The organism is Microbacterium sp. Y355, assembly GCF_059445345.1.
In genome coordinates this window covers 3,115,635-3,140,635 of the sequence record NZ_JCAIUD010000001.1, presented here as the reverse complement: position 1 = coordinate 3,140,635, position 25,001 = coordinate 3,115,635, and the positions used below count along the sequence as shown (strand labels likewise).

Here is a 25,001-nt window from a genome sequence, read left to right as displayed (position 1 = left end):
GCAGATTACATCGATGTAATGATGTAGACGCCCCGCCCCGGTCACGAAGGAGTGACGATGACGCCCCCGCTCGATCTGTCCCGCCGGCAGTTCATGACTGCTGCCTCAGTAGCTGCCGCCGCTGCCCTGCTCGCAGGATGCGCCCCCGGCTCCAACCCCGCATCGAACGCCCAAACCCTGCAGTTCTGGCATCTCCTCAGTGGTGGGGACGGCGTCACCATGTCGTCCCTTCTCGACCAGGTCAATACCGCGCAGGACGCGTACAACATCCGCCCGACAGTGCTCGCTTGGGGCACGCCGTACTACACGAAACTCGCCATGGCGGGTGCCGGCGGCCGCGCGCCGGACGTCGCCATCATGCACGCCACGCGCGTCAACGGCTGGGCACCTGGCGGACTCCTCGACGACTGGGATCTCGATCGGCTTGCCGAGCTCGGCGTCGACGCATCCACCTTCCCCGCCCCCATCTGGGAGAAGGGGTTCGTGGGAGACCGGTTGTTCAGCGTCGCGCTTGACGCGCATCCGTTCGTCCTGATGTTCAACACCGATATCTGCGATGCGGCAGGTGTACTCGACTCCAAGGGGCGACTGCAGGAGACTTCATCCCCCGAGGAGTTCCTCGATCAGCTCCGCACAGTCAGCGACGCAGCTGGCGGACACGCCCTCTCATACGGGTATCTCGGAGACGGCGCGCAGATGTGGCGCCTCTTCTACGGCCTCTACGCGCAGCACGGGCTCGCCATGGAGCTGCCCGTCGGCGGCAAGGCCGTGATCGACAAGGATGCCGCGGTCGAGGTGCTCACTCTCATGCAAACGCTGCTCGATGGCGAGATCGCCGCCGCGCAGAACGACTACGGCAGCGCGATCGCCGAGTTCGCTACCGGTAAGAGCGGCATGCTGATGACGGGGGTCTGGGAACTGCGCACGATGCAGAACGCCGGTATCCCGTTCGACGCGACGATGATCCCCACCCTGTACGGCACGCCGGCCGTCTACGCGGACTCGCACTCGTTCGTTCTCCCCCATCAGGCGAACGCCGATCCGGCGAAGCGTGACCTCACCTATCAATTCGTCGCCGACATGCTGAAGGGCTCCTTCGGGTGGGCCGAGGCCGGGCACATCCCCGCCTTCCTTCCGGTGACGTCCTCCCCCGAGTACGCGGAGCTGATCCCCCAGGCCAACTACGCCGAGGCCGCAGAGCACGTCGTCTATGACCCGACCGCGTGGTTCACCGGTTCCGGATCCAACTTCCAGGGCGAATTCGGGGCCGCAGTGCAGGGCGTGCTGCTCAGCGGCGACGACCCTGCCGCCGCGATCGATCGCTTCGAGTCCCGTGTGAACACACTGCTCGCCCAGCCCAATCCGGCAGACCCCGAAGGGACGTGGAAGCCATGACGACCACCGCCAGTGCCACGCGCGTGATCGTCACCGCCGGAGCATCCGATCTCCGCCCCCGCCGCGCCGGATTCCAGCGTCGAGAACAGCTGATCAGCTGGGCGTTCCTCGCCCCGTTCCTCGTCGCTTTCATCCTGTTCCTCGCCTGGCCGATCGTATTCGGCATCTACCTGAGCTTCACCGACCAGTCACTCACCGGCGCCGGTGGAGCATTCGTCGGGTTCGCCAACTATGCCGAGGCGCTCACCGACCCCGTGATGTGGCAGTCGCTGTGGAACACCGTCTGGTTCACGCTACTGTCCACGGTGCCGCTCATTGTGATCGCACTGCTGATGGCGGCGCTCGTCGATCGTGGCCTGCCTGGTCAGTGGCTCTGGCGGCTGTCCTTCTTCATGCCGTACCTGCTGGCGTCGACCGTGATCTCGCAGATCTGGGTGTGGATCTTCAACCCGCAGATCGGTGCGGCGAACAACATCCTGAGCTTCTTCGGACTCGAGCCGATCGCCTGGCTGCAGAACCCGGAGACGAACATGCTGTCCATCGTCATCGCGACGGTGTGGTGGACGGTCGGTTTTAACTTCCTGCTGTACCTCGCCGCGATGCAGAACATCCCCTCTCAGCAGTACGAAGCCGCGTCGCTCGATGGGGCGGGTGCCTGGCGTCAGTTCTGGACGATCACGCTGCCGCAGCTTGGCCCGGCGACCGTGCTGATTCTGATCCTGCAGATCCTCGCCTCGCTGAAGTTGTTCGACCAGGCGTACCAGATGCTCGGCGGCGTCGCCAGCGACACGACCCGCTCAATCGTGCAGTACATCTACGAGACCGGATTCGTGAGCTATCGCTTCGGCTACTCGGCCGCGATCTCGTATGTCTTCTTCGCCCTCATCGTCATCATCGGCATCGCGCAGGCCCTGGTCATGCGCCGCCGGAAGGAGCAGTGATGTCCACCGCAACCCTGTCTCCGACCGAGGCGATCACCGTGCCGAAGGCCCGTCGCTCTCGTCGTCCTCGCCTGCCGGGTCAGAAGCCCTTCAGCCCGTTGCGCGTCGCTGCATTCGTGGTGCTCGCACTGCTCGCCATCGGCTGGTTGCTTCCGTTCCTGTGGGCCATCGCGACGGCGTTCAAGACAGAGACGGATGCCGCATCAGGCGACCCCGGCTGGATCGGCGCGACCGGGCCGACCATCGAAGCGTTCGTCGCGATCCTGTCGCAGGGCAACGTCTACACCTGGGCATTCAACAGCCTGTGGACGTCTGTCGCGGTGACTCTGATCACACTGACGATCTCGGCTCTCGCCGCCTACGCATTCTCGCGCCTGGACTTCTCCGGACGGAAGTGGCTGTTCGTGGCGATTATCGCCTCGATCGTAGTGCCGCCGCAGGTGCTGATCATTCCACTGTTTTACGAGATGCTCGCGTTCAACATGATCGATACGTACTGGGGGCTGATTCTCCCTCAGGTGGTGGCACCGGCCATGGTGTTCATCCTCAAACGGTTCTTCGATGCGATTCCGATCGAGCTCGAGGACGCTGCCCGCGTCGACGGTGCCAGCCGGCTGCGAATCTTCTGGTCGATTGTGCTGCCGCTGTCTCGGCCGATCATGGCATCCGTCGCGATCTTCGTGTTCATCGGCGCGTGGAACAACTTCCTCTGGCCCTTCCTCGTCATCAACGACACCACGCTGATGACCCTGCCCGTCGGTCTCCAGACCGTGATCAGCGCCTATGGCGTGCAATACGCGCAGGTCATGGCGCAGGCTGTGCTCGCAGCACTGCCGCTCATCATCGTGTTCATCATCTTCCAGAAGCAGATCGTCAAGGGAGTCGCGACCAGCGGCTTCGGCGGTCAGTAATCCATCCCACCCGGCGTCAGAGCCAGAATCAAGGAGTGCAATGAGCAAGGCCCGCATCACCATCGACCGCGACTTCACGATCGCCGAGGTGCCGCGTAGGCTCTTCGGCTCCTTCGTCGAGCACATGGGTCGTTGCGTGTACACCGGCATATACGAACCCGGCCATCCGGCCGCGGATGACCGCGGCTTCCGCAAGGATGTGCTGGAGCTTGTACGTGAGATGGGACCGACCGTCATCCGCTATCCCGGCGGCAACTTCGTCTCCGGATATCTCTGGGAAGACGGCGTCGGACCTGTGTCCGAGCGCCCGACGCGCATCGACGGCGCCTGGCACACGATCGAGACCAACGCCTTCGGTCTACACGAGTTCGTGGACTGGGCGAAGGAGGCTGAGGTCGAAGTGATGGAGGCCATCAACCTGGGCACCCGCGGCGTCGAAGAAGCGCGCGCTCTCGTCGAGTACGCAAACCACCCCGGCGGCACGGCGTGGTCAGACCTGCGTCGCAAGAACGGCGCGGCTGACCCCTTCGACATCAAACTCTGGTGCCTGGGCAACGAACTGGACGGACCGTGGCAGATCGGGCACAAGACCGCCCACGAGTACGGCCGGCTCGCGCAGGAGTCAGCGAAGGCCATGAAGCTGGTCGATCCGTCTATCGAGCTGGTGGCAGTCGGATCCTCCAATCGCGGGATGCCAACCTTCGGGACGTGGGAGCACACGGTGCTCACGCACGCCTACGACGAGGTCGACTACATCTCGATGCACGCCTACTACCAGGAGCACGACGGAGATGCGGAGTCGTTCCTCGCCGAGGCGGTTGAGATGGATGCTTTCATCGAGGGCGTCGTCGCGACGATCGACGCGGTCAAGGCCGCAGGCAAGCACACCAAGCAGGTCGACATCTCGTTCGACGAGTGGAACGTCTGGTATCAGAGCGGCCTCGACAGCGACGACCAGCCGCACCAGGTGTCGAAGTCCTGGCGCACGCATCCTCGCCTGATCGAGGACACGTATTCGGTCACGGATGCCGTCGTCGTAGGTACCTTCCTGAACAGCCTGCTGCGTCACGGCGACCGGGTGCGCATCGCGAACCAGGCTCAGCTCGTGAACGTAATCGCGCCGATCCGATCCGAAGAGGGCGGCGCGGCGTGGCGACAGGCAAGCTTCTGGCCGTTCGCTCGGATGTCCCAGCTCGCGCGTGGCCGCATCCTGCGCCTGGCCGTCTCGTCGTCGCAGATCAGCACGAAGCGCTACGGCGACGTCGACGCTGTGGACGCCGCGGCGACCTATGACGAGGAGACGGGTCGGGTCGTCGTATTCGTAGCGAACCGATCGCTGGAAGAGTCAAACGATCTCACGATCGACCTTCGCGGCCTCGGCAATCTGCGGGTCACGAACGCCGAGACGCTGACGATTCCCGAGTCCGGCGATCGTCACACCGCGAACCTCGAGACCGCACCGGATGCCGTGCGCATGGTGCCGCTCGCCGCGGCCGAGGTCGTCGAGGGTGCAGTCCGCGCGACGCTGCCCCCGCTGTCCTGGTCAGTGATCGAGCTCGCGGCGTAGCTCCCCCGCGTTCGACAAGCGCAAATGGCTGCATCCGGGGCATGGATGCAGCCATTTGCGCTTGTTGAACCTGTCAGACCGGCGACTACTCACATTCTTCCTGCGTCTGCTCGGTGATGATCCATTCGGATGCCGGCCGCGTCATAACCACCGTTCCGCAGTCGCCGGAAGCGAGATAGGTGACGTGCAGCACGGCATCCGTCTCGGTCTCCGACTCAACGGCGATAGTGATGTCTGCGTTCTGATCGAATGAGCGGTAGAGATCTGCGGCGACCGTGATCATCTCCTCGCATGTCGACGCCTCGATGCCCGACTCCGCCATCTCCGCGAGCATGCGCGCCACGAGCTCCGGAGCCAGCGCGGCACAGGCCTCATCGACCTCGGGGATGCGCGAGGCCTCCAGCCACGCACGAAAGCTCTCGGTCGCCCCCAGCGTGGGCTCGGGCGTGGGCGTGGGCGTGGGGTCAGGCTCGGCTGTCTGCTCGGTCACCTCAGAAGGCGTCTGCTCGACGTGCGGCGCAGGTTGCTCCGCCGTCGGCGAGGTGCATCCTGTCAGCACGAAGCTCACCGCGATCACCGCGGCACACAGGGCGAGTTTCGCCTTCCTCCGAGCAGGAGCGCTGGTGCTGGCAGTGACTCTTCGCGCCGTTTCCCTCATAGATTCCACTTTGGCATGCATCGACTCATCGCCGTCGGATAGTTCGCGACGTGTAGGCTCCTGCGCAGTGCTGCCCACGATCGTCATCACTGGCAACGAAGCAGCCGATTCCACCATCGAAGGGGAACCATATGCCCATCTCATCAGCGTCGGCGATCCAGGCCGTCGGACAGTTCGGTGTGTGGCGCGGCGGCGGCCTCCTCACCCCCGAGATCGCGTCATCCATCGAGAAGCTCGGATACGGCGCACTGTGGATCGGAGGCTCACCCGCAGCCGATCTCGCCATCGCCGAGGAACTGTTGGATGCCACCGAGCACCTGACGATCGCCACCGGGATCGTGAACATCTGGACCGCCTCAGCTGCCTCGGTCGCAGCATCCTTCCACCGCCTCGAGCAGACGCACCCCGGCCGCTTCCTCCTGGGGATCGGTATCGGGCACCGTGAATCCTTGGGCGACACCTATCAAAAGCCCTACGCCGCCCTCGTTGCATATCTCGACGCACTCGACGACGCAGGAGTGCCAGCCGAGCGCCGGGTGATTTCAGCGCTCGGACCGAAGACCCTCAAACTTGCGGCCGAGCGCGCAGCGGGCACCCACCCGTATATGACGACGCCAGCACACACCCGGTTCGCTCGAGAAATCGTCGGCGACGACACTCTCGTTGCGCCCGAGCAGCGGCTCATCCTGAACACGGACCCAGAGGAAGCCCGCGCAGCGGGTCGCCGTTTCCTCTCCCGCTACCTCTCCCTGTCGAACTACCGGCGCACGTTGGAGAGCCACGGCTTCACCGCCGAAGATCTCGACGACGGAGCAACCGACGCGGCCGTGGATGCGCTCACCCCGCACGGAACGGCAGCTCAGCTCGCGACCACTGTTCGGGGACATCTCGATGCCGGCGCCAACCACGTCTGCGTCCAGGTTCTGCCCGCCGGGGAGGACCCGTTGGAGACCCTGCGCCCGCTCGCGAGCGAGCTCGGGCTCTCCGCGTAGACACCGGTTCGGCTAGACTCGCCGCACACCTCGCCCGCATTGGCAGGGTTTCTCGGCCGGAATCTTGGCCGCTCGTCTTCATCATCGACTTGCGCTCAGGAGATCCATGCCCATGTTCAACGGCCGCCCCCTCGCGGCATCCGCCATTCTGCTCACCGCGCTCGTCGCCAGTGGATGCTCCGCCAGCGCCCCAAGCGCGGCGGTCGAGGATGCGCCGGCTCCCGCCGCAGGTTCTACCTACCCGCTGACGATCGACAACTGCGGCACCACTGTCACGTTCGACGAGGCGCCCGAAGACGTTCTCGCGATCAAGTCGACATCGATCGAGATGATGCTCGCGCTGGGGCTCGATGATCGCCTGATCGGCACTGCCTTCTCGGACGGACCGGTCGCAGAAGCGTGGGCCGATCGCGGCGCCGAGGTCCCGCTGATTTCCGACAAGGTGCCCGGCCAGGAGGCGACACTCGAGCTCGAACCCGACCTCGTCTACGCGGGCTGGGAGTCCAACGTCACCGCCGACGGTGCCGGCGACCGCGAGGTGCTCGCCTCGCTCGGTATGAACACGTTCGTCTCGCCGTCGGCCTGTCAGGAGCCCGACTATCAGCCCGTTCCGCTGACGTTCGATGACGTCTTCGCCGAGATCGAGCAGGTCGGTGCGATCTTCGATGCATCGGATGCCGCGGCCGATCTCGTCTCCGATCTGCAGGCCCGACTCGATGCGGTCACTCCTGATGATCGCGGGCTGACCGCCCTCTGGTTCAGCTCCGGCAGCGACACCCCGTTCGTCGGCGCCGGCATCGGCGCACCGCAGATGATGATGGATGCCGCAGGCCTCACCAACATCGCGGAAGACGTGGACGAGACCTGGTCGAGCCTCAGCTGGGAGGTCATCGTCGACGCCAACCCGGATGTCATCGTGCTGGTCGATTCTGCGTGGAGTTCGGCGGAGAAGAAGATCGACATGCTCGAGGCGAATCCGGCGACGGCACAGCTTCCGGCAGTCCTGAACGGTCGGTACCTGATCGTGCCGTTCCCGGCCGGCGAGGCCGGAGTCCGCAATGTCGAGGCGGTCGAATCTCTGCTCACCCAGTTGGAGGCGATCGACCTACCGTGACCGCCCTCACGTCGAATCAACGAGCTATCGCGCCGGATTCCGATCGGCGCGATCGCTCCGGTGCGCGCACCGGCGCGTGGACGGTCGCGTTGATCATTGCCCTCGGGCTCTCCGTCGTGGTCAGTGTCACCCTGGGCCCGGCACAGATATCCGCGAGCGAGGTGTGGAGAAGCATCCTGTCTCACCTGGGGATCGGGGAGTCGTCTCTGACGACGTTGCGCGACGGAATCATCTGGCAACTGCGGATGCCGCGCGTGCTCGCAGCCGCCGCAGTAGGCGCCGGTCTCGCGATCTGCGGGGCGATCATGCAGGCGGTGCTGCGCAACCCGCTCGCTGACCCCTATCTGCTCGGCCTCTCCTCCGGTGCATCATTCGGGGCAGTCCTGGTGATCGTGCTGGGATTCTCGATCGCACTTCCTCTCGCCGCATTCGGCGGCGCACTAGGCGCGTTGGCGCTGACGCTCTTGATGGCCGGTGCGATCGGACGCATGACCGCGTCGCGGACGATCCTGGCCGGCGTCGCCGTCTCTGCGGCGCTCGGCGCCCTGACCAGCCTGGTGATCTTCTGGAGCGCGACCGGCGACACCTACCGGGAGATCCTCGGGTGGCTGCTCGGATCGCTGGCCGGGGTCACCTGGCCGATGGCGCTCCTCGCACTCGCGGCGATCGTGCTCGTGGGCGGGCCTTTGATGCTCAGCGCGGGCGCACTCGATGCCTTCGCCTTTGGCGACCGTGCAGCAGCCTCCCTCGGGGTCTCGGTCGAACGGACTCGCTGGATCCTGCTCGGCGCCACGGCGCTGCTGACCGGGTGCCTGGTCGCGGTGAGCGGTTCGATCGGCTTCATCGGCCTGGTCGTTCCCCACGCCGTGCGACTGATCGTCGGCGCGCGACACCGCGTGCTGCTGCCGCTGTCTGCGTTGACCGGGGCGATCGTCCTGATCTGGGCCGACACCCTGGCCCGCACGCTCTTCGACCCGAGGGAATTGCCCGTCGGCGTCGTCACGGCACTCATCGGTGCCCCACTGTTCGGGCTCCTGCTGCTGCGCTCTCGGAGGATCTCATGACTCGACCACCCCTTACTTCCGGGCCACCCCTGCGAACCGACGGCGTCTCGTTCATCCGGGGCGGCCGGATGCTGATTGACGGAATCGACTGCACTGTCGAGGCCGGATCTCTCACCGCGCTCGTGGGCCCGAATGGTGCCGGCAAGTCGACACTGCTGCATCTGATCGCCGCAGCAGAGGCGCCGACAGCCGGCGCGATTGAGCTTGACGGGACGGATGCCCGCACTATGCGGCGCCGTGCGAGGGCGCGCTACACCGCGCTCGTCGAACAGCAGGCAGATACCGATCTCGATCTGAGTGTGCTTGATGTCGTCCTTCTCGGACGCACCCCCCACCTCTCCATGCTCGGCAGCCCGGACCAGGCGGATGCCGAGATCGCCCGAACGGCCCTGCACCGCGCCGGTGCGGATGCATTCTCTGAGCGGCGGTTCCAGGAGCTCTCCGGCGGCGAGCGCCAGCGAGTGCTGCTAGCCCGCGCGCTCGCGCAGGAGCCGACGCTGCTGCTCATGGACGAGCCGACCAATCACCTCGACATCCACTCGCAGTTGCACACACTGGGACTGATGCGCACGCTTGCCGACGACGGCATCGCGATCCTCGCCGCGCTGCACGACCTCCCGCTCGCTGCCCGCTACGCCGACCAGGTCATCGTTGTGGACCGTGGCCGGGTCGTGGCATCCGGAGCGCCGGCCGATACTCTCACTCCAGAGCTGATCCAGCTCGTCTACGGGGTGCGCGCCGACGTCATCCCGCATCCAGTGGATGGCTCGCCGTTGATCGCGTTCTCGCCGCTTGCGGTCGACTCTTCGCCGCCCGCTTCGCACGAAGAGCCCTCACCGACGCGTGCGTCGGTAGTCTCGATGGGATGAGCACCCCGAAGTTTTCCGACCACCTGATCGACCTGCTGGAGCGACCGCTGCACGGCGCACTGGGCACGGTCGGCCGCGATGCCGCGGTGAATGTGAGCCCGATGTGGTTCGAGCGTGATGGCGACACCATCCGCTTCACCCACACGACAAAGCGCGCCAAGTACCGGAATCTTCAGCGCAATCCGTCGATGAGCCTGGCGGTGTTCGATCCCAACAATCCGTCCCGATACGTCGAGGTACGCGGGCGCCTCGTCGAGATTACGGAAGACCCCACCGGGGCCTTCTACCAACAGCTCGGCCGCCGATACGGCACACCCGACACCCCTGCACCGCCGGACAGCGCCGACCGCGTCATCCTCGTGATGTCGATCGACCGCGTGATCGGGCGCTGAGGCGCCGACTCTTCTCAGAGCAGGTCAGGTCAGGTCAGGTCATTTCAGCTCAGCGCGGGAATGACCTGTCGCTCGAAGAGCTCGATCCCTGAGCGGTCGTAGGCGGCTTCGGGGAAGTAGTGGATCGCGTAGCCGAGCCCGCGGGTCGACATCTCCTGCAGTCGCTCGACGATCTGCTCCGGAGTACCTACGAGCGCCTGATCGCCACGATAGTTCTGCATGTACGCGTCTGTGTGATCGCCGAGGTGGGGAGCGACCCGCGCCTCGATGGCGGTGAGTCGTTCGGCGACCTCGGCCTCGGTTGCACCGATCACCGTGTTGAAGTTGGTTGACCGCACGATCGCGTCGAAATCCGTTCCGACATCCAGCGTGTGCTGTCGCAGAATCTCGCTCTTGCGGCTGAACTCGTCTGGTGTGCCAGCGAAGTTCGTGTAGTTCGCGTACTTTGCGGCGATCTTCAGCGTGACCTTCTCCCCACCGCCAGCGATCCACAACGGGATGCCACCCTCCTGGAGCGGGAGCGGCCGGACGATCGCCCGATCGACCTGGTAGAACTTCCCATCTAGAGTGGCCTCGCCGGTCGTCCAGGCTTGGCGCATGATCTGCACACCCTCGTCGAGACGGCGGAGGCGGTCACCCACCGAGGGGAATCCGTAGCCGTAGGCGCGCCACTCGTGCTCGTACCACCCGCCGCCGATGCCCATCTCGGTGCGCCCGCCGGAGACGATGTCGACCGTCGCTGCAACCTTCGCGAGGTACGCCGGATTGCGGTACGTCATGCAGGTGCACATCTGTCCGAGGCGGATGCGACTGGTCGATGCGGCGAATGCCGACATGAGCGTCCAGGCCTCGTGGGTGGCCTCTTCGCTGGGAACCGGGGTCGTGTGGAAGTGGTCGTACACCCACAGCGATTCCCATGGCCCGGCATCCGCCGCCTGCGCGAGATCACGCATCGCCGTCCACTGATCGGCAGGCTCGATGCCGACGAGGTCGAATCGCCAGCCTTGGGGAATGAAGGTTCCGAAGCGCATGCGGCCAGCTTAGGGCTACAGCGCGCGCCGTCTCGGCGACGGCTCGCGAGCGCGCTCTCCGCGTAGCCGGCTGTTCCGCTAGACTCGCCGCACACCTCGCCCGCATTGGCAGGGTTTCTCGGCCGGAATCTTGGCCGCTCGTCTCATAGTCGACTTGCGCTCAGGAGATCCATGCCCATTCTCACCGGCCGCCCTCTCGCGGCATCCGCCCTTCTGCGTGCTGCGCTCACCGCCAGCGGATGCTCTGCCAGCGCTCCGAGCACGGGTGGCACACATGGGCGATGATGCACCTGTGATGCCGTGCGGCGGAAGCGCGGCGCGCATGTGGACGGTGATCGTGCCGGTCAAGAACACCAAGCGCGGGAAATCGAGGTTCAACGTCGCAGAAGGCGAGCGTGCGGTCCTCGCTCTGGCGCTGGCGACAGACACCATTCTCGCCGCTCTGGCCTGTCCTGCGGTGGGCGAGGTCATCGTCGTGACCGATGACGATGACCTTCCCCTGTGGTTGCCCGACACCGTGCGTTTCGTGCCCGATCCAAATGCGGGGCTGAACGCGGCGATCGCCGCCGGCGCGGCAGCCGCGTCACTCCATCGGCGTGCGGCACTGCTCGGCGATTTGCCGGCGCTCACCCCTGTCGATCTCGGCGAAGCACTTCACATTGCGTGCGGCGTGCCCCGCGGGGTGGTGGCGGATGCTGAGGGCATCGGATCCACGCTGGTGACCGCGTCGGCGGGCGTCGACTGGAAATCGATGTTCGGACCGGGATCGTTCGCGGCGCACCAGCGGATGGGATGCGTCATCATCGACGTCTCCACCCAGTCGTCCCTGCGTCGCGACGTCGACACTGCTGCCGGACTCGCCCATGCGGCCGAACTCGGCCTTGGCGTGCATACCGCGGCGTGGCACACCTCTTACAAAGCGGCCTGACGACGCCTCTGCCGGTGCACCTCACCGGCGCGCATGGCGTCCTCCGCGAGCACGGCCGACGTGTCGAGGTCTCGCATCCACAAGGGCCGGACGACCGCAGTGATGCCGGATGCGTCGATGTCGGCGGCGAGCGCGGAATCCTCCTCGGCGATCAGCCATGCATCGAGCAATCCTCCGTCTGCACGCGCTCCGTAGTGCGTCGCGATCGCCGCCGCGCTCGAATCGACACCGATCGCCGCGAGACAGACATCGGCCATGCCTCTGACAACGCTGCCGTCGATGATCGGCGACGTTCCGACAACGGATGCCGGAGTGTCGCGCAGCGCGTCACGGATACCAGGAACAGCGAGGATGGGGCCGATCGAGACGACAGGATTCGAGGGTGCGAGCAGCACCAGATCCGCGCCGGCGATGCTCTCGATCACGCCGGGCGCAGGAGATGCTGTGGCGACCCCTGGATTCTCGAAACGCACAGGTGTCAACGCCGCCCGGTATCGGGTCCACCATTCTTGGAAGTGCATCGAGCGCTCAGCGGAGCCTTCGCAAACGGTCACGATCGTGTCGACCTCCGCGTCGGTCATCGGAAGGATCCGCGCCCCCAGAGGCCATCGCCCCGCCATCCGGCCGATCACTTCGCTGGGTGTCGCACCATCGCGCAGCCATCCCGTCCGGGCGAGATGCAACCCGAGATCCAGGTCGCCGAGAGTGAACCATGGCCAGCCGGCATCCCACTGCGTGAGTTCCGCGCTGACGCGCTCGGATTCGCCAGCGCGACCCCACCCGCGTTGAGCGTCGTTGACCCCCGCGAGAGCGTAAACGAGGGAGTCGACGTCGGGCTGGAGCCGCACTCCTGTCAGCCACAGATCATCACCGGTGTTCGCGATGATCGTCAGATGCGAGGCAGCCTCTGCTCCCCTGCGTCGCAGCGCCTCGCGCACGCCGAGCGCGAACTTCGAGCCGCCGACTCCCCCGGCGAGCACCACGATCCGGGGAGGACTGGAGTCGCTCACTCTGACAGCGCCCGCAGCCTCGGAGCCAGGTCCCGCTCGAACAGCGTCATGAAGCGTTCCTGGTCATGGCCGGGGGCGTGGAAGACGAGGTGGTTGAAGCCCCAGTCGACGTACTCCTTGATCTGCGCGACGACCTCATCCGGGTCAGTACCCACGATCCAACGTTTCGCGACCTGCTCGATCGGGAGGGCATCCGCGGCCTTCTCCATCTCGATCGGGTCGGTGATGTCGTGCTTCTGCTCCTTCGACAGCGACAACGGCGCCCAGAAGCGAGTGTTCTCCAACGCGGCCGCAGTCGTCTCCTCATAGGACAGTTTGATCTCGATCATCCGATCGATCTGCTCGAAGCTACGGCCGCCAGCCGCCGCCCCCTCCTTGACCGCGGGCACGAGACTGTCGACGTACAGCTCCCGGCCCTTGCCCGAGGTGCAGATGAACCCGTCACCGGCGCGCCCGGCATACTTCGCGACCGTCGGTCCGCCCGCGGCGATATACACCGGGACACCGCCCTCTGGGACGTCATAGATGGATGCATCGTGCGTGGAGTAGTAGTCGCCGTCGAAGCTCGTCCGCTCCCCCGTCCACAACGCACGCATCAGGCGGATCGATTCCCGCAGCCGCGCGAAGCGCTCACGGAACTCCGGCCACTCCTGCTCACCCGCACCCTGGAATCCGGTGGCGATCTCGTTCAGCGCCTCACCCGTGCCGACGCCGAGGAATACCCGTCCAGGGCTCAGGCATCCGAGCGTCGCGAACGCCTGCGCGATGACCGCCGGGTTGTATCGGAACGTCGGCGTCATCACACTCGTACCGATCCGGATGCGCTCGGTGCGTGCGCCGACAGCCGCCGCCCACGCGATCGAGAACGGCGCGTGACCGCCGGTGTAGCGCCACGGCTGAAAATGGTCGCTCACTGCCACCGACTCGAACCCGTGCCGCTCTGCCGCGACAGCGATGTCGACCAGCTCACGCGGAGCGAACTGCTCAGCGGATGCCTTATATCCCAGTGTCAGCGTCATTGACTGTCTCCTTCGATTGTGTAGTTTCTTGCTCGGTAGCGGCGGCCGCACCGGCAGCTTTATATCCCTCGTCGAATCCGATTCGGTGCGCCTCGTCGGCACCCAGCCGAAACATGTCCTTCTCGGAAGATCTCACGATGCTCGAGGCGCCGGGAAGATCAAGATCGCCCACGAGGCGTCCCCGTCCCCGTACAACAGCAACCGGGCATCCGCTGATCTTGCCCTTGACCAGGTCGCCGGCAGCCGCTAACTCATCCGCGACACAGGGCTGCGTCACAATGAGCGGCCGACCCGCACTGTCGAGCTCGCCATGCAGCTGATCGAAGACGTGCACTCCCGCCGCGCCGATAGCGACGTCGGTCTGCCCATCGCGCCACGGGCGCCCCAGGGTGTCACTCACGATGATGCCGACGTCCACGCCGGTCTCAGCGCGGATCGCCGACGCGATCGCTCGGGCGGATGCATCCGGGTCCAGCGGCAGCAGCAGGATCGTTCCCGGTTCAGTGTTCGAGGCGTCCACTCCCGCCGCAGCCCCGACGATTCCAAGACGGTTCTGCACGATGCGCGTCACACCACCATCCGCTCGTTGACGCGTCGCGACGACGCGCACGGTCTCGGCGGTGATCGCGTTCTCGCGGTCCTCCGCTCGCACCGACCGCCCTTCAGCCTTCGAGATGACCTTCGAAGTAACGACCAGGATGTCACCGTCAATCAGCTGGTCTCCGGCGGTGCCGATGGCATCCAGAATCATCCGTGGCAGGTCGGCGCCTGCGGTCACTTCGGGGATTCCCTCAAGTGCCCACACCAGCATCCGGTCAGTCATGTCATTTCACCAATTTCGGAAGAATCTCACGGCCGGCGATCTCGATCCATGCATCCTGCGTGCGAGACCCGACGTTGTGCACATGCACCGCGTCGAACCCGAGATCGAAGAACGACTGCAGGTGGGTGCGATGAACTTCCGGGTCGGATGAGATGGGGATGCGTGCACGGATGTCGTCCGCTGAGACGGAACGCGCGAGCTGATCGACGTCGAACGGAGAGCGGATGTCGCCTCTGGGAAATCGCAGGCCGGCCATCGGCCAGTCCCGCAATGCCTGGGCCATCGCTTCGTCATCGGTGGGCGCCCACGACAACTGCGCGTGAACTACCGTCTGCGCTGACACGACGGAACGTCCAGCCTCCCGCCGGCCCTCCCGAAACGCGTTGAGTAGTGCCGTCAGTCGATCCGCCGGGCCCGCCTGCACGACCATTCCGTCGAGGGTGCGCCCCGCGCGACGCGCAGTCATCGGGCCACCTGCCCAGACCTGCATCATGGGCGGCGACGCGGGCATCGTCCACAGGCGCGACGATTCGAGACGGAAGTGCGGGCCGGAATGCCGAGTGTCATTGCCTTTGGCCGAGGCTGCGAAGAGTTTGCGGATGATCTCTGCCGCATCGAACAGCCTCGCCGCACGCTCGGAGGCTTCCGGCCAATACTGGCCCACGATGTGCTCGTCAATCGCATCACCCGCAGAAAGGACGAGCCGGTGTCGGTCCGGGTACAGCGCGGCAAGTGTCGCGCTGGCCTGCGCCACCGTCGCCGGGTGCATTCGATAGCCGGGAACGGCCGAGGCCGTCACCATTCCGGCGGTCTGCTGCCCGATCGCTCCCAGCACAGCCCACGCGAACGAGGCATTTCCCTGGCTCGGTAGCCACGGCTGGAATCGGTCGGCGACCACGGTGCCGGCAAAGCCATTTTTGTCGGCGGCCGTCGCAAGCTGGACCGCTGCGGGCGGAGCGAACTGCTCCAGCGCGACGACGTGATGAACTTCACCGGGCGCGGAGTTCATCGAGCTGGAGGGCATACCGGAAGCCTATTGCTCAGCAGAGAGGGCGGGGCACCCCGTGACAAGTCAGCCAAACGCGGGCACCGCGTTATCCGCACGCTGGGCCAACCGCATCCAGGTCTCGACCACCGTGTCGGGGTTCAACGACATCGATTCGATGCCCTGGTCGAGCAACCAGTCGGCGAGGTCCGGATGATCCGACGGACCCTGCCCGCAGATGCCGACGTACTTGCCCCGGCGCAGGCATGCCTCGATCGCCATCGCGAGCATCTTCTTCACTGCGGGGTCCCGCTCGTCGAACGTCTGCGCGACAAGTGCGGAGTCTCGGTCGAGGCCGAGGGTGAGCTGGGTCATGTCGTTTGACCCGATCGAGAATCCGTCGAAGTGGTCGAGGAACTCGTCAGCCCGCAGGGCGTTCGACGGCACTTCGCACATCATCACGACCTCGAGTCCGTTCTCGCCGCGACGGAGACCGTTTGCGGCGAGAAGCTCGATAACGGCCGCACCCTCGGCGACGGTGCGCACGAACGGGATCATGATCTTGACGTTTTTCAGGCCCATGTCATCGCGCACGCGGCGGATCGCCTCGCATTCCATGTCGAAGCACTCGCGGAAGTCAGCCGAGATGTAACGTGAGGCTCCGCGGTACCCGATCATCGGGTTCTCCTCGTGCGGCTCGTAGCGGTCACCGCCGAGCAGGTTCGCGTACTCGTTCGACTTGAAGTCGCTCATGCGCACGATCACCGGTTCTGGCGCGAACGCCGCGGCCAGCATCGCTACGCCCTCGACGACGCGCTGCACGAAGAACTCGCGCGGTGACCGGTACGCCGCGATGCGCTCGGCGATCTGGGCCTTCAGGTCATCCGGGAGCGTTTCGTATTCGAGCAGAGCACGCGGGTGAATGCCGATCTGGCGGTTGATGATGAACTCCAGGCGCGCGAGTCCGATACCGCGATTGGGCAGGCGCGAGAAGGAGAAAGCCTGATCAGGGGTTCCGACGTTCATCATGATCTTGACCGGGACCTCCGGCATCCGATCCAGGTGGGTCTCCTCCTCGGTGAAGTCGAGGAGGCCCTGGTAGACGAGGCCGTCGTCGCCTTCGGCACACGAGACGGTGACGTCGAGGCCGTCAGGGAGCACGCTGGTCGCATCTCCCGTACCGACGACGGCGGGGATGCCGAGCTCACGCGCAATGATCGCCGCGTGACAGGTGCGGCCGCCACGGTTCGTGACGATCGCGGACGCCTTCTTCATGATCGGCTCCCAGTCGGGGTCGGTCATGTCGGCCACGAGCACGTCACCGGCTTTGAAGCTCGCCATCTGATCGATGCTGCGGAGCACACTGACCGCGCCGGAACCGATCTTCTGCCCGATCGCGCGTCCGGTAGAGAGCACCTCGCTGCGCTCGGCGAGCACGAAGCGGCGCATGACGTTCGCGTCGGCGCGAGAGACGACGGTCTCGGGACGGGCCTGGAGGATGTAGATCCTGCCGTCGACGCCGTCGCGCGCCCACTCGATGTCCATCGGGCGTCCGTAGTGCTGCTCGATCGTGACTGCGTGACGGGCGAGCTCTTCGACCTCGGCATCCGTGATGCTGAGAAGACGACGCTGGTTGGCCGGGACGTCTTCGAAGACGGTCGTTCCGCCGACCTGCGCACTCTCGGTGTATCGCATCGCGATCGCCTTCTCCCCGACGGAACGCTTGAGGATCGCGGGGCGGAAGGCGGCGAGCGCCGGCTTGTACACGTAGAACTCGTCGGGGTTCACGGCGCCCTGAACGACGGCCTCCCCCAGTCCATACGAGCTGGTGATGAAGACGGCGTCCTCGAAACCGGATTCTGTGTCGACGGTGAACATGACTCCGGACGCTCCGATGTCAGAGCGCACCATCCGCTGCACGCCGACGGAGAGCGCGACGTCGTGGTGATCGAAGCCGTTGTGCACCCGGTATGAGATCGCGCGGTCGTTGTAGAGCGAGGAGAACACCTGCTTCACTGCCTGCAGGATGTGCTCGATGCCGGCGATGTTGAGAAACGTCTCCTGCTGACCGGCAAAGGAGGCGTCGGGGAGATCTTCTGCTGTGGCCGAGGAGCGGACTGCCCACGAGACCGATTCGGGTGCAGGGTCGTTCTCGACCAGGCGCGTGTAAGCGTCACGGATGTCGCGTTCGATATCGGCGGGCAGGGGCTGCTGCTCGATCCATTCGCGCACCGCTGCACCCACGCGAGAGAGCTGGGTCACGTCATCGACATCGATCGCTTCGACGGCTTCGCGGATGCGCAGGTCGAGGCCGTTCGCCCTGAGGAAGGAGCGATAAGCATCCGCTGTCGTCGCGAAGCCGCCGGGAACGCGCACGCCAAGATCGGAGAGGTGAGAGACCATCTCGCCGAGGGAGGCGTTCTTGCCGCCGACCTGAGGAAGGTCTGCCATGCCGACCTCGTCGAACCACAGGATGTTGCTCATAGGAATGCTTCTTTCACTGGGGTTATATAGGGCGCGGTCACGCGCGCAGCTTCATGGTCTGCATGATGACCGCGGACATCTCCTCGACGCTTTTGGTCGAGGAGTTCAGGAAGGGAACACGGTTTCGTCGGTAGAGGTCTTCGGCGCGGCGTAGCTCGATGGTGCACTGCTCGAGGCTGGAGTACTGCGAGCTGGGGCGCCGTTCGTGACGCACCTGGCTCAGCCGCAGTGGGGTGGTGGTGAGCCCGAAGCAGCGGGCGCCGTACTTCGCGACGCTGCGCGGCAACCCCTCCGTCGGGTAGTCGTCGTCTGTGAGGGGGTAGTTCGCGACGCGAAGGCCGTGCTGCAGCGCGAGATACATGGTCGTGGGCGTCTTCCCGCACCGGGACGGGGCGATGATGACGACGTCGGCCTGGTCGAGGGCACGCGAGCTCTGCCCGTCGTCGTGCTCGATCGCGTATTCGACGGCGCGCATGCGCGCGAAGTAGCGGTCGGTGTCGCCGAGGCCGTGGAACTGGCCGAGCTGTTCGGATGCGGTCGTGCCGAGCGCTGTCTCCAGCTCGGTCAGGTGCCCGGCGAGGAGGTCGATGAGTGTGGCTTTGGAAGTGGCGAGGATGCTGCGGATCGCCGCATGCTTCACCGTAGTGAAGACGAGCGGTGCGCGGCCGGCATCGGCATCCGCGTCGATGCTGGCGACGACGGCGCGCGCCTCGGCATCGGTGACGACGAATGGGATCGTGTGCTTGAGGAAACGGATGCCGGGGAAGTTCGCGAGAAGTGCATTGCCGAGGGTTTCGGCGGTGACACCCGTGCTGTCCGAGACGAAGTACGCGGCGCGCGGGGTAGCGACGTCGGGGACTGTGGGGGTGGTCATGATTCGACGGTACGGAAGGATTGAGCACTCCAACGACAAAAACGGAACGAAGGAAACTGCTTATTTATCAATCAGATATGGAGTTGCGGCGAGCGCATCCAGGGACGCCTCGCTTACACGAGCACACTCGCCCTAGGGTCGACCGTCCGATCCGCATTCGCCAGCGCGACCACCGTCGTCGTCGCAAAGGCGCCCACACGGTCGTACATGGTTGAGAGACCGACCGAGATTCCGTCCGATTCCAAGCGCTCAACACTGGAGATCCCCATCTCTGCGCTGTACGGCAGTCGGGACATCGCGAGCGTGACATCTGCATTGATGAAGGCCAGCCCCGCGTCTCCCCAGTTGCTGATGACATTCGAAATGTCGGCAACGCCAGCGGCCGCTTGGAACGGGGTCAGCGATTCACCTGCGACCACCGGAACCGGATAGTGCCAGCTCTGTTTTCTGGTTGCCGCCTGGCGAGTGTCACGACTCGACTGCCAGCCGTCTTCTGCCGAGTAATAGAGTCGCCGCTCGCCAGCAGGAGGCTCGACCCCCGGCGGAGGGGCGACGGGACGCTCACCCGCTGACCACACCTTGCCAGTCGGCGTGGAAGTCGCCACGATGAACAGCGTTGATGACCGAGCGACGATCCTGCCTTCGCTGCCATATTCAGCATCGATGAGAGCGAGTCGGTTGCCTCGGCGGCGGACACTCGTTCGGATGGTGGCTGGCTGTGTCGGGGCGGGACGAAAGAGATCAAGCGTCAAACGCGCGGGGCGCAAATCGATGAGCCCCAAGCCGTCGGCTGTCCGTTCAGTAGCGCGCGCCAGCGCGGCAGAGACGGCAGACCCTCGCAACTGCGACGACGCCCACCCACTGACTGCTGACTCTTGCGGAATGAGGAATTCGCCGCCGCCCCCTTGCCTGAGGAGGAAATACGCGATGCTCAATACGACACGACCCCTCCGCTATCGAGCGCCACCAAAATCGGGATCCTGCACCTGCGCGGTCCATGGATCGATCGTGCGAAGAGGCCCGTGGTACAGCACACGCTCACTGTCTGCATAGGGTGCTCCCCGCCCGGCGAGATCCCACACACGCTGCTGACGAGTGATCTCTGCCGCGACTTGTACCGGATCTTCATCGAGGAACAGCAGAATGATCCTGATGGACTCGGGCACATAGCCACCTTCTCCTACACTCGCGCCACCCCCGTTCGTGCTCTTGGGGTGATATTCCCGGCTGAATGTGAACGTCCACGCACCCGCGATACCGCTGCACAACAGGAGATCGGGAATGCGAACTCGGTCGTGCCACCGATATTGCTCGTGCGCCTCCGCGCTGTGTGGCTCGTCGTAGTGCAGGACTGTGACGTGGATGCCTCGATGCGGCCGAAACGGCAGCACGTCTGCATCCATGTGAAGGCGCGGCGCGGCGTAACCGCGCACCGGCACAAAGAGCCCCGCCAACGAGCGACTGATACCGGGGAAGACCGAACCGCGCCCCCACTGGACGGTGTCGCGGGACAGCTTCGCCCATTCAGCGATCGAAGCATCATGCGGCTGCGAGAACCAGTACATAGTAAGAAAATCGGCCGCCGAGAGTGTTCCGACGTCCGGCTGCGCACCGCAGTCAGCCGTACGCTCCCAGCGGTCACCCCATGCGATGCCCTCCAGCCGTCGATTCTCGGGCGTGTGATCCCAGGCGCCCCAGGCGTTATAGCGACGGCGGCTCGCCTCGTCACTGAAGGAGATGAAAGTGAAGAAAGCGAGTTCAGAAAGCAATAGGTTCAAACCCCTGCAATGTCTGCGATGTCGTCATATCCGATCAGACTGTGCGACGGCCGCCGGTAGGTGAACGGCGCCTCCACGTGCGACTCATACTCCGTCAGCCCAAAGGCCATGACTCCGATGGCTTCGCCACCGGTGACCCGCTCAACCAGTTCAAGCGACAGCGAGACACACTCGGCCAGTGTGGCGGCGTCGACAGTCACTGTGACAGTCACCAGGACTCTCCCATCTGTTGGCGCTCGCTCCACGACGCCTATATCCGGAGCATTTGTCGAGAGCTGAATCATCCAACTGTCAAGTTCGCGTCGACTTGGCTCCGTTGCCCTCGCGATCTCGACGTCAACAGACCAACTTGTCTTCGTCATGCCTCCATGATGGCACGACTTGCGAACTTCTGCACGCATCTGTATACATATGTGTACAGGAGCAAGCGATAGGAGTCTTCCATGACAGAAACTGCCGAAAGATTCGATGTAATTGTGGTCGGTGGCGGCAATGCTGGATTCTCAGCTGCCCACGCGGCGGCCGAACGCGGGCGCAAAGTGCTGCTGCTCGAGCGAGGCTCGGCCGACATGGCCGGCGGAAACAGCTTCTACACCGCTGGCGCCACCCGCATCCCTCACGAAGGACTCGACAGCCTGAAGGACGTCGTGGTGCCCGATGAACGACACGCCGCCACTGTGGTGCCTCCATACTCCTCGGCGGAGTACCTCGCCGACCTGATCAAGGTCACCGACGGCAAAACCGACCTAGACATGGCTCAAGTTCTCACTGCTGAAGCCGGCGATGCGGTCCGCTGGTTGAGCGGGCTCGGGCTGAAGTACCGTCTGATGTACGAGCGCCAAGCATACGAACGCCCCGATGGCTCCTACCTCTTCTGGGGCGGCCTGCATGTCGGAAATGTCGGTGGTGGCGAGGGACTGGTCGAGGATCACGTCGCAGTGGCCGCAAAGCTCGGCACGGAAGTTCGCTACGGCTCCCGCGTGACCGACCTGATCACTGCGACAGACGCGGTGGTCGGCGTCTCGTACAAGGACAGCGACGGTGAGAGCCACGAAATCCGTGCCGAGAGCATCGTCCTGGCCGCCGGCGGCTTCGAGTCTTCCCCTGAACTGCGCCAGAAGCATCTGGGTCCTGGGTGGGAGAACGCGAAGGTACGCGGCACCCCATACAACGTCGGAGACATGATCATTGCTGCACTCGACTTGGGCGCAGCCAAGGGCGGCGACTGGTCGACCTGCCACAGCGTTCAGTGGGACAGCGGCGCCGAGAACAATGAATCGAACCGCGAGCTCACCAACCGCCTCACCCGGCAGTCATATCCGCTCGGGGTGATCGTGAACCGCGACGGCGAGCGCTTCCTCGACGAGGGTGCAGACTTCCGTAACTACACATACGCGAAATACGGTCGAGAGATTCTGAAGCAGCCCGGCTCCGTCGCGTGGCAGATTTTCGATGCCGACCTGCGCCCCGCTCTTCGAACCGAAGAGTATGACATGCCTGGCATCGGCGTGCATGTGGCGGATTCTCTTGAGGAACTCGCATCAACGAGCGGAATCGACACCGCCAGCTTCACCAAGACGATCTCCGATTTCAACGCGTCGATCGATCGCGATGTGCCGCTCGACCCCACAGTGAAGGACGGTCGATCGGCAAAGACCAAGCCCGTGAAGTCGCACTGGGCAGCTCCAATCGAGAAGGCACCCTTCTATGCCTACCCGGTGACCTGCGGGATTACTTTCACCTTCGGTGGAGTCAAGGGCGATCTTGATGGCCGCGTGCTGCGTGAGGATGGATCCGCGATCAGCGGATTGTTCGCGTGCGGAGAGATGCTCGGCGGCCTGTTCAGCGGCAACTACCCGGGTGGCTCTGGTCTGGCAGCGGGAATGGTGTTCGGACGTCGCGCCGGATCAGTCGCCTGATCTAAGCCCATCATCGTGTCAGCATCACGTGCAATTCGCACAGCCCACACGACGATGGGCTTAGATGGGTGAGGGCGGAAGGAGCACCCGTTGGCAACGAGCGTGTATGAGCGCATCCGGGATGCGATCCTCGACGGAACGATCGAGGAGGGCCAGACGCTCTCTGAGAACGGCCTCGCGGCCGACTTCGGGACGAGCCGCACGCCGGTGCGCGAGGCCCTACACCGCTTGGAGATTGAACGCATCATCGAGCGCGGGCCCCGCGGGGCGGTGGTGCGGATGACCTCCCCTGAGGAGATTCTCGACATATACGACGCACGGATCACTCTGGAAGGTGCGGCCGCGCGCCACGCAGCTCAGCAGGCGAGCGCGCTCGATCTCGTGCGAGTGAAAGCAAGGCAGGCGGACATGCGCGCACTCGATGACCCCGCCGGACGTCCCACCGCCAACCGAGCGTTCCACGAGGCACTATGGTCCGCAAGCCACAGCCCCACACTCATCGATCTGCTCGCCCGACTCGATGTTCACTTGTTGCGTTATCCGACCTCGACACTCGCTGACGATGAACGATGGCAGCAGGCTCTCGACGAGCATGACGAGATCGTCGACGCGGTCGGCCGCGGTGACGCGGTCGCCGCCCGCACCCTCGCGGAGCAGCACATGTCTGCAGCCCGCGAAGCGCGCCTAGGCATGTACGCCCGCGCCTGACCTCACGCAATACTGTCGTTCGCGTGCAGCAGCTCGCGCGCTTGCCGCAGGATGGGCTCGTCAATCATCTGACCTTCAAAGCGAAACACGCCAGGTTGGCGGGTCGCCTCCTCGAGGACACGTCTGGCCCAGTTCAGATCGTCCTCACTCGGGGCATACGCCTCGCGAATAATCTGCACTTGGGTGGGATGAATGCACGCTGTGGCGCCGAAGCCGGAAGCGACAGCGTCCTCTGCCTCGGCGCGCAAGCCTGCGAGATCTGCGATGTCGATATGCACCGCGTCGATGGCGATCTTGCCCGCCGCACGTGCAGCAAGCAGCGCACGTGCACGTGCAAGCCGTGCAATATCGCGATAGGTGCCGTCGGCGAACCGGCTCGATCGCCCGGCCATGCTGGCAATGAGGTCTTCGGCACCCCACATGACCGCGATGACAGCAGGGTGACGCGCGATCGCCGCGACATTCTCAATGCCGAGGGCGGTCTCAACCAACGCGATGATCCGATAGCCGGCCAGCGCGTCCAGTTGCGCCGGATCTTCGGTCTTGGCAAGCATGAGCACCCGGTAGCGAGTGCGGGCCAATGCGTCGAGGTCACGCGTATGATCCAAAGTGCCGAAGGGGTTCACACGTACGACTGTCGATTCCGGATCCAGCGATGTCGCTGCCAGCGCCTCACGCGCACGATCTCTGTCCGATGGCGCCACTGCGTCTTCCAGGTCGAGAATCACCCAGTCTGCGCGCTGGGCTGCCTTTTCATACCGCTCCGGACGATCCGCGGGGCAGAACAGGAGCGCCGGGCCGAAACGAAGATTCACGACGCCCCCTCTAACGCCTCGGCGGAAAGCCACATCAACGCGGTGCGGGTGGCCGTGGCAACGATCTGACCGTCCTGATTGCGACCGGTGTGCCGCATCGTGACCAGACCTTGCCCTGGTCGCGACTTCGAAAGCCGCTTCTCCGTGATCTCAGTTTCGGTGTACAGAGTGTCCCCGTGGAACACGGGATGGGGAAATACGATGTCGCCCAGCCCGAGTTGCGCGACCAAGGTCCCTTGGGTGATCTGCGCGACCGACGATCCGACCATGGTCGACAGGGTCCACATCGAGTTCATGAGGCGCTGTCCGAAAGGTTGGCTCGCCGAGAAAGCGGCGTCCAGATGAAGTGCCTGCATGTTCATCGTCAGCGACGTGAACAGCACGTTGTCCGCCTCAGTGGCGGTTCGTCCCGGCTGGTGCACATACTGCACACCGACGTCGAGCTCATCGTAGAACAGCCCCCGTTGAACAACTCTCGCGCGATCGTCCGTCATTAGGTGACACTCCTTTGGGTACGTCTTGTCCTCGTTGCCTCCGAAGATTTGTACTCACAATAGCGGATGGTGATTCACCATGGCGTATGGTCGCGCAGAAATGCATCCGAGTTACCGGACAGAAAGACCCCCTGGTGAACCGGCGCCGACTAGGCTGGTGTCAGATTGTCCCTTCTCGATCATTGTGGATGCGAAGGCAAACAGTCGCGGCTGCGGATCAAGTGCCGCAA

The 25,001-nt window shown here is 64.7% G+C and carries 25 protein-coding genes and 1 pseudogene; 12 read left to right on the top strand and 14 right to left on the bottom strand.

Annotated elements, in window-relative coordinates:
• The first annotated feature begins 57 nt into the window (after positions 1-57).
• From AC1C2O_RS15150 to arfA, 4 genes are read left to right on the top strand one after another with little or no spacing between them, the layout of a single operon-like run.
• A complete protein-coding gene (locus tag AC1C2O_RS15150) occupies positions 58-1,395 on the top strand; it encodes an extracellular solute-binding protein (protein ID WP_495431270.1) in 1,338 nt (445 codons plus the stop codon).
• Complete coding sequence (locus tag AC1C2O_RS15145) at positions 1,392-2,336, top strand: carbohydrate ABC transporter permease (protein ID WP_495431269.1); 945 nt, start codon at positions 1,392-1,394, stop codon at positions 2,334-2,336. The genes AC1C2O_RS15150 and AC1C2O_RS15145 overlap by 4 nt, the downstream gene beginning before the upstream one ends.
• Positions 2,336-3,247 carry a carbohydrate ABC transporter permease gene (locus AC1C2O_RS15140; RefSeq protein WP_495431268.1) on the top strand — a complete coding sequence of 304 codons (912 nt, stop codon included), beginning with the start codon at positions 2,336-2,338 and terminating at the stop codon, positions 3,245-3,247. Before AC1C2O_RS15145 ends, AC1C2O_RS15140 begins: the two co-directional genes overlap by 1 nt.
• Positions 3,248-3,287: 40 nt before the next feature.
• Positions 3,288-4,814, top strand: coding sequence for an arabinosylfuranosidase ArfA (arfA, locus tag AC1C2O_RS15135; protein WP_495431267.1), 1,527 nt, complete (start codon positions 3,288-3,290; stop codon positions 4,812-4,814).
• An 85-nt stretch (positions 4,815-4,899) separates the two neighbouring features.
• On the opposite strand, the gene AC1C2O_RS15130 is transcribed toward arfA, so the two are convergent.
• A complete protein-coding gene (locus AC1C2O_RS15130; protein ID WP_495431266.1) occupies positions 4,900-5,382 on the bottom strand; it encodes a hypothetical protein in 483 nt (160 codons plus the stop codon).
• Positions 5,383-5,603: 221 nt separating this feature from the next.
• On the opposite strand from AC1C2O_RS15130, the gene AC1C2O_RS15125 reads away from it, so the two are divergent.
• The 5 genes from AC1C2O_RS15125 (at position 5,604) to AC1C2O_RS15105 (ending at position 9,903) form a co-directional block, all read left to right on the top strand.
• Positions 5,604-6,464 carry an LLM class F420-dependent oxidoreductase gene (locus AC1C2O_RS15125; protein ID WP_495431265.1) on the top strand — a complete coding sequence of 287 codons (861 nt, stop codon included), beginning with the start codon at positions 5,604-5,606 and terminating at the stop codon, positions 6,462-6,464.
• A gap of 106 nt (positions 6,465-6,570) precedes the next feature.
• Positions 6,571-7,578: a putative F420-0 ABC transporter substrate-binding protein gene (locus AC1C2O_RS15120; protein ID WP_495431264.1), complete on the top strand. Its 1,008-nt coding sequence runs from the start codon at positions 6,571-6,573 to the stop codon at positions 7,576-7,578.
• On the top strand, positions 7,575-8,642 hold the full coding sequence (locus tag AC1C2O_RS15115) for a putative F420-0 ABC transporter permease subunit (RefSeq protein WP_495431263.1): 1,068 nt from the start codon (positions 7,575-7,577) through the stop codon (positions 8,640-8,642). Before AC1C2O_RS15120 ends, AC1C2O_RS15115 begins: the two co-directional genes overlap by 4 nt.
• Entirely contained in the window at positions 8,639-9,511 is an 873-nt protein-coding gene (locus tag AC1C2O_RS15110; RefSeq protein ID WP_495431262.1) for an ABC transporter ATP-binding protein, read from the top strand. Before AC1C2O_RS15115 ends, AC1C2O_RS15110 begins: the two co-directional genes overlap by 4 nt.
• Positions 9,508-9,903 carry a PPOX class F420-dependent oxidoreductase gene (locus AC1C2O_RS15105; protein WP_495431261.1) on the top strand — a complete coding sequence of 132 codons (396 nt, stop codon included), beginning with the start codon at positions 9,508-9,510 and terminating at the stop codon, positions 9,901-9,903. The genes AC1C2O_RS15110 and AC1C2O_RS15105 overlap by 4 nt, the downstream gene beginning before the upstream one ends.
• A gap of 44 nt (positions 9,904-9,947) precedes the next feature.
• On the opposite strand, the gene AC1C2O_RS15100 is transcribed toward AC1C2O_RS15105, so the two are convergent.
• The gene (locus tag AC1C2O_RS15100) at positions 9,948-10,934 is read right to left on the bottom strand and encodes an LLM class F420-dependent oxidoreductase (protein WP_495431260.1); all 987 of its coding nucleotides are present in this window, start codon (positions 10,932-10,934) and stop codon (positions 9,948-9,950) included.
• Between the two features lie 274 nt (positions 10,935-11,208).
• On the opposite strand from AC1C2O_RS15100, the gene cofC reads away from it, so the two are divergent.
• A complete protein-coding gene (gene cofC, locus AC1C2O_RS15095) occupies positions 11,209-11,862 on the top strand; it encodes a 2-phospho-L-lactate guanylyltransferase (protein WP_495431259.1) in 654 nt (217 codons plus the stop codon).
• Here cofC and cofD read toward each other — a convergent pair.
• The 10 genes and pseudogenes from cofD to AC1C2O_RS15045 form a co-directional block, all read right to left on the bottom strand.
• Positions 11,847-12,872 (bottom strand): 2-phospho-L-lactate transferase, encoded by a 1,026-nt coding sequence (gene cofD, locus AC1C2O_RS15090; RefSeq protein WP_495431258.1) that lies wholly within the window; start codon positions 12,870-12,872, stop codon positions 11,847-11,849. The genes cofC and cofD overlap by 16 nt on opposite strands.
• Entirely contained in the window at positions 12,869-13,891 is a 1,023-nt protein-coding gene (gene fgd / locus AC1C2O_RS15085) for a glucose-6-phosphate dehydrogenase (coenzyme-F420) (RefSeq protein WP_495431257.1), read from the bottom strand. Before fgd ends, cofD begins: the two co-directional genes overlap by 4 nt.
• Positions 13,869-14,714 carry a coenzyme F420-0:L-glutamate ligase gene (gene cofE, locus AC1C2O_RS15080; RefSeq protein WP_495431256.1) on the bottom strand — a complete coding sequence of 282 codons (846 nt, stop codon included), beginning with the start codon at positions 14,712-14,714 and terminating at the stop codon, positions 13,869-13,871. Before cofE ends, fgd begins: the two co-directional genes overlap by 23 nt.
• A 1-nt stretch (position 14,715) precedes the next feature.
• Positions 14,716-15,738: a TIGR03557 family F420-dependent LLM class oxidoreductase gene (locus AC1C2O_RS15075; RefSeq protein WP_495431255.1), complete on the bottom strand. Its 1,023-nt coding sequence runs from the start codon at positions 15,736-15,738 to the stop codon at positions 14,716-14,718.
• A gap of 48 nt (positions 15,739-15,786) precedes the next feature.
• On the bottom strand, positions 15,787-18,183 hold the full coding sequence (ppsA, locus tag AC1C2O_RS15070) for a phosphoenolpyruvate synthase (protein ID WP_495431254.1): 2,397 nt from the start codon (positions 18,181-18,183) through the stop codon (positions 15,787-15,789).
• Between the two features lie 37 nt (positions 18,184-18,220).
• The gene (locus AC1C2O_RS15065; RefSeq protein ID WP_495431253.1) at positions 18,221-19,057 is read right to left on the bottom strand and encodes a pyruvate, water dikinase regulatory protein; all 837 of its coding nucleotides are present in this window, start codon (positions 19,055-19,057) and stop codon (positions 18,221-18,223) included.
• Between the two features lie 113 nt (positions 19,058-19,170).
• Positions 19,171-19,662, bottom strand: coding sequence for a hypothetical protein (locus tag AC1C2O_RS15060; protein WP_495431766.1), 492 nt, complete (start codon positions 19,660-19,662; stop codon positions 19,171-19,173).
• 15 nt (positions 19,663-19,677) lie between these two features.
• A pseudogene (locus AC1C2O_RS15055) lies at positions 19,678-19,899 on the bottom strand (acyl-CoA thioesterase domain-containing protein); the annotation flags it as partial.
• 111 nt (positions 19,900-20,010) lie between these two features.
• Positions 20,011-20,826: a hypothetical protein gene (locus tag AC1C2O_RS15050; protein WP_495431252.1), complete on the bottom strand. Its 816-nt coding sequence runs from the start codon at positions 20,824-20,826 to the stop codon at positions 20,011-20,013.
• A gap of 5 nt (positions 20,827-20,831) precedes the next feature.
• Positions 20,832-21,047, bottom strand: coding sequence for a hypothetical protein (locus AC1C2O_RS15045; RefSeq protein WP_495431251.1), 216 nt, complete (start codon positions 21,045-21,047; stop codon positions 20,832-20,834).
• Between the two features lie 231 nt (positions 21,048-21,278).
• Here AC1C2O_RS15045 and tcuA point away from each other — a divergent pair, with 231 nt between their 5' ends.
• The gene (tcuA, locus tag AC1C2O_RS15040; protein WP_495431250.1) at positions 21,279-22,754 is read left to right on the top strand and encodes an FAD-dependent tricarballylate dehydrogenase TcuA; all 1,476 of its coding nucleotides are present in this window, start codon (positions 21,279-21,281) and stop codon (positions 22,752-22,754) included.
• A 90-nt stretch (positions 22,755-22,844) separates the two neighbouring features.
• On the top strand, positions 22,845-23,462 hold the full coding sequence (locus AC1C2O_RS15035; RefSeq protein WP_495431249.1) for a GntR family transcriptional regulator: 618 nt from the start codon (positions 22,845-22,847) through the stop codon (positions 23,460-23,462).
• Between the two features lie 2 nt (positions 23,463-23,464).
• Here the strand turns inward: AC1C2O_RS15035 and AC1C2O_RS15030 are convergent, their stop codons facing one another.
• Positions 23,465-24,277: an HpcH/HpaI aldolase/citrate lyase family protein gene (locus AC1C2O_RS15030; RefSeq protein WP_495431248.1), complete on the bottom strand. Its 813-nt coding sequence runs from the start codon at positions 24,275-24,277 to the stop codon at positions 23,465-23,467.
• Positions 24,274-24,771: a MaoC family dehydratase gene (locus AC1C2O_RS15025; protein WP_495431247.1), complete on the bottom strand. Its 498-nt coding sequence runs from the start codon at positions 24,769-24,771 to the stop codon at positions 24,274-24,276. The genes AC1C2O_RS15030 and AC1C2O_RS15025 overlap by 4 nt, the downstream gene beginning before the upstream one ends.
• Positions 24,772-25,001: the final 230 nt, after the last annotated feature.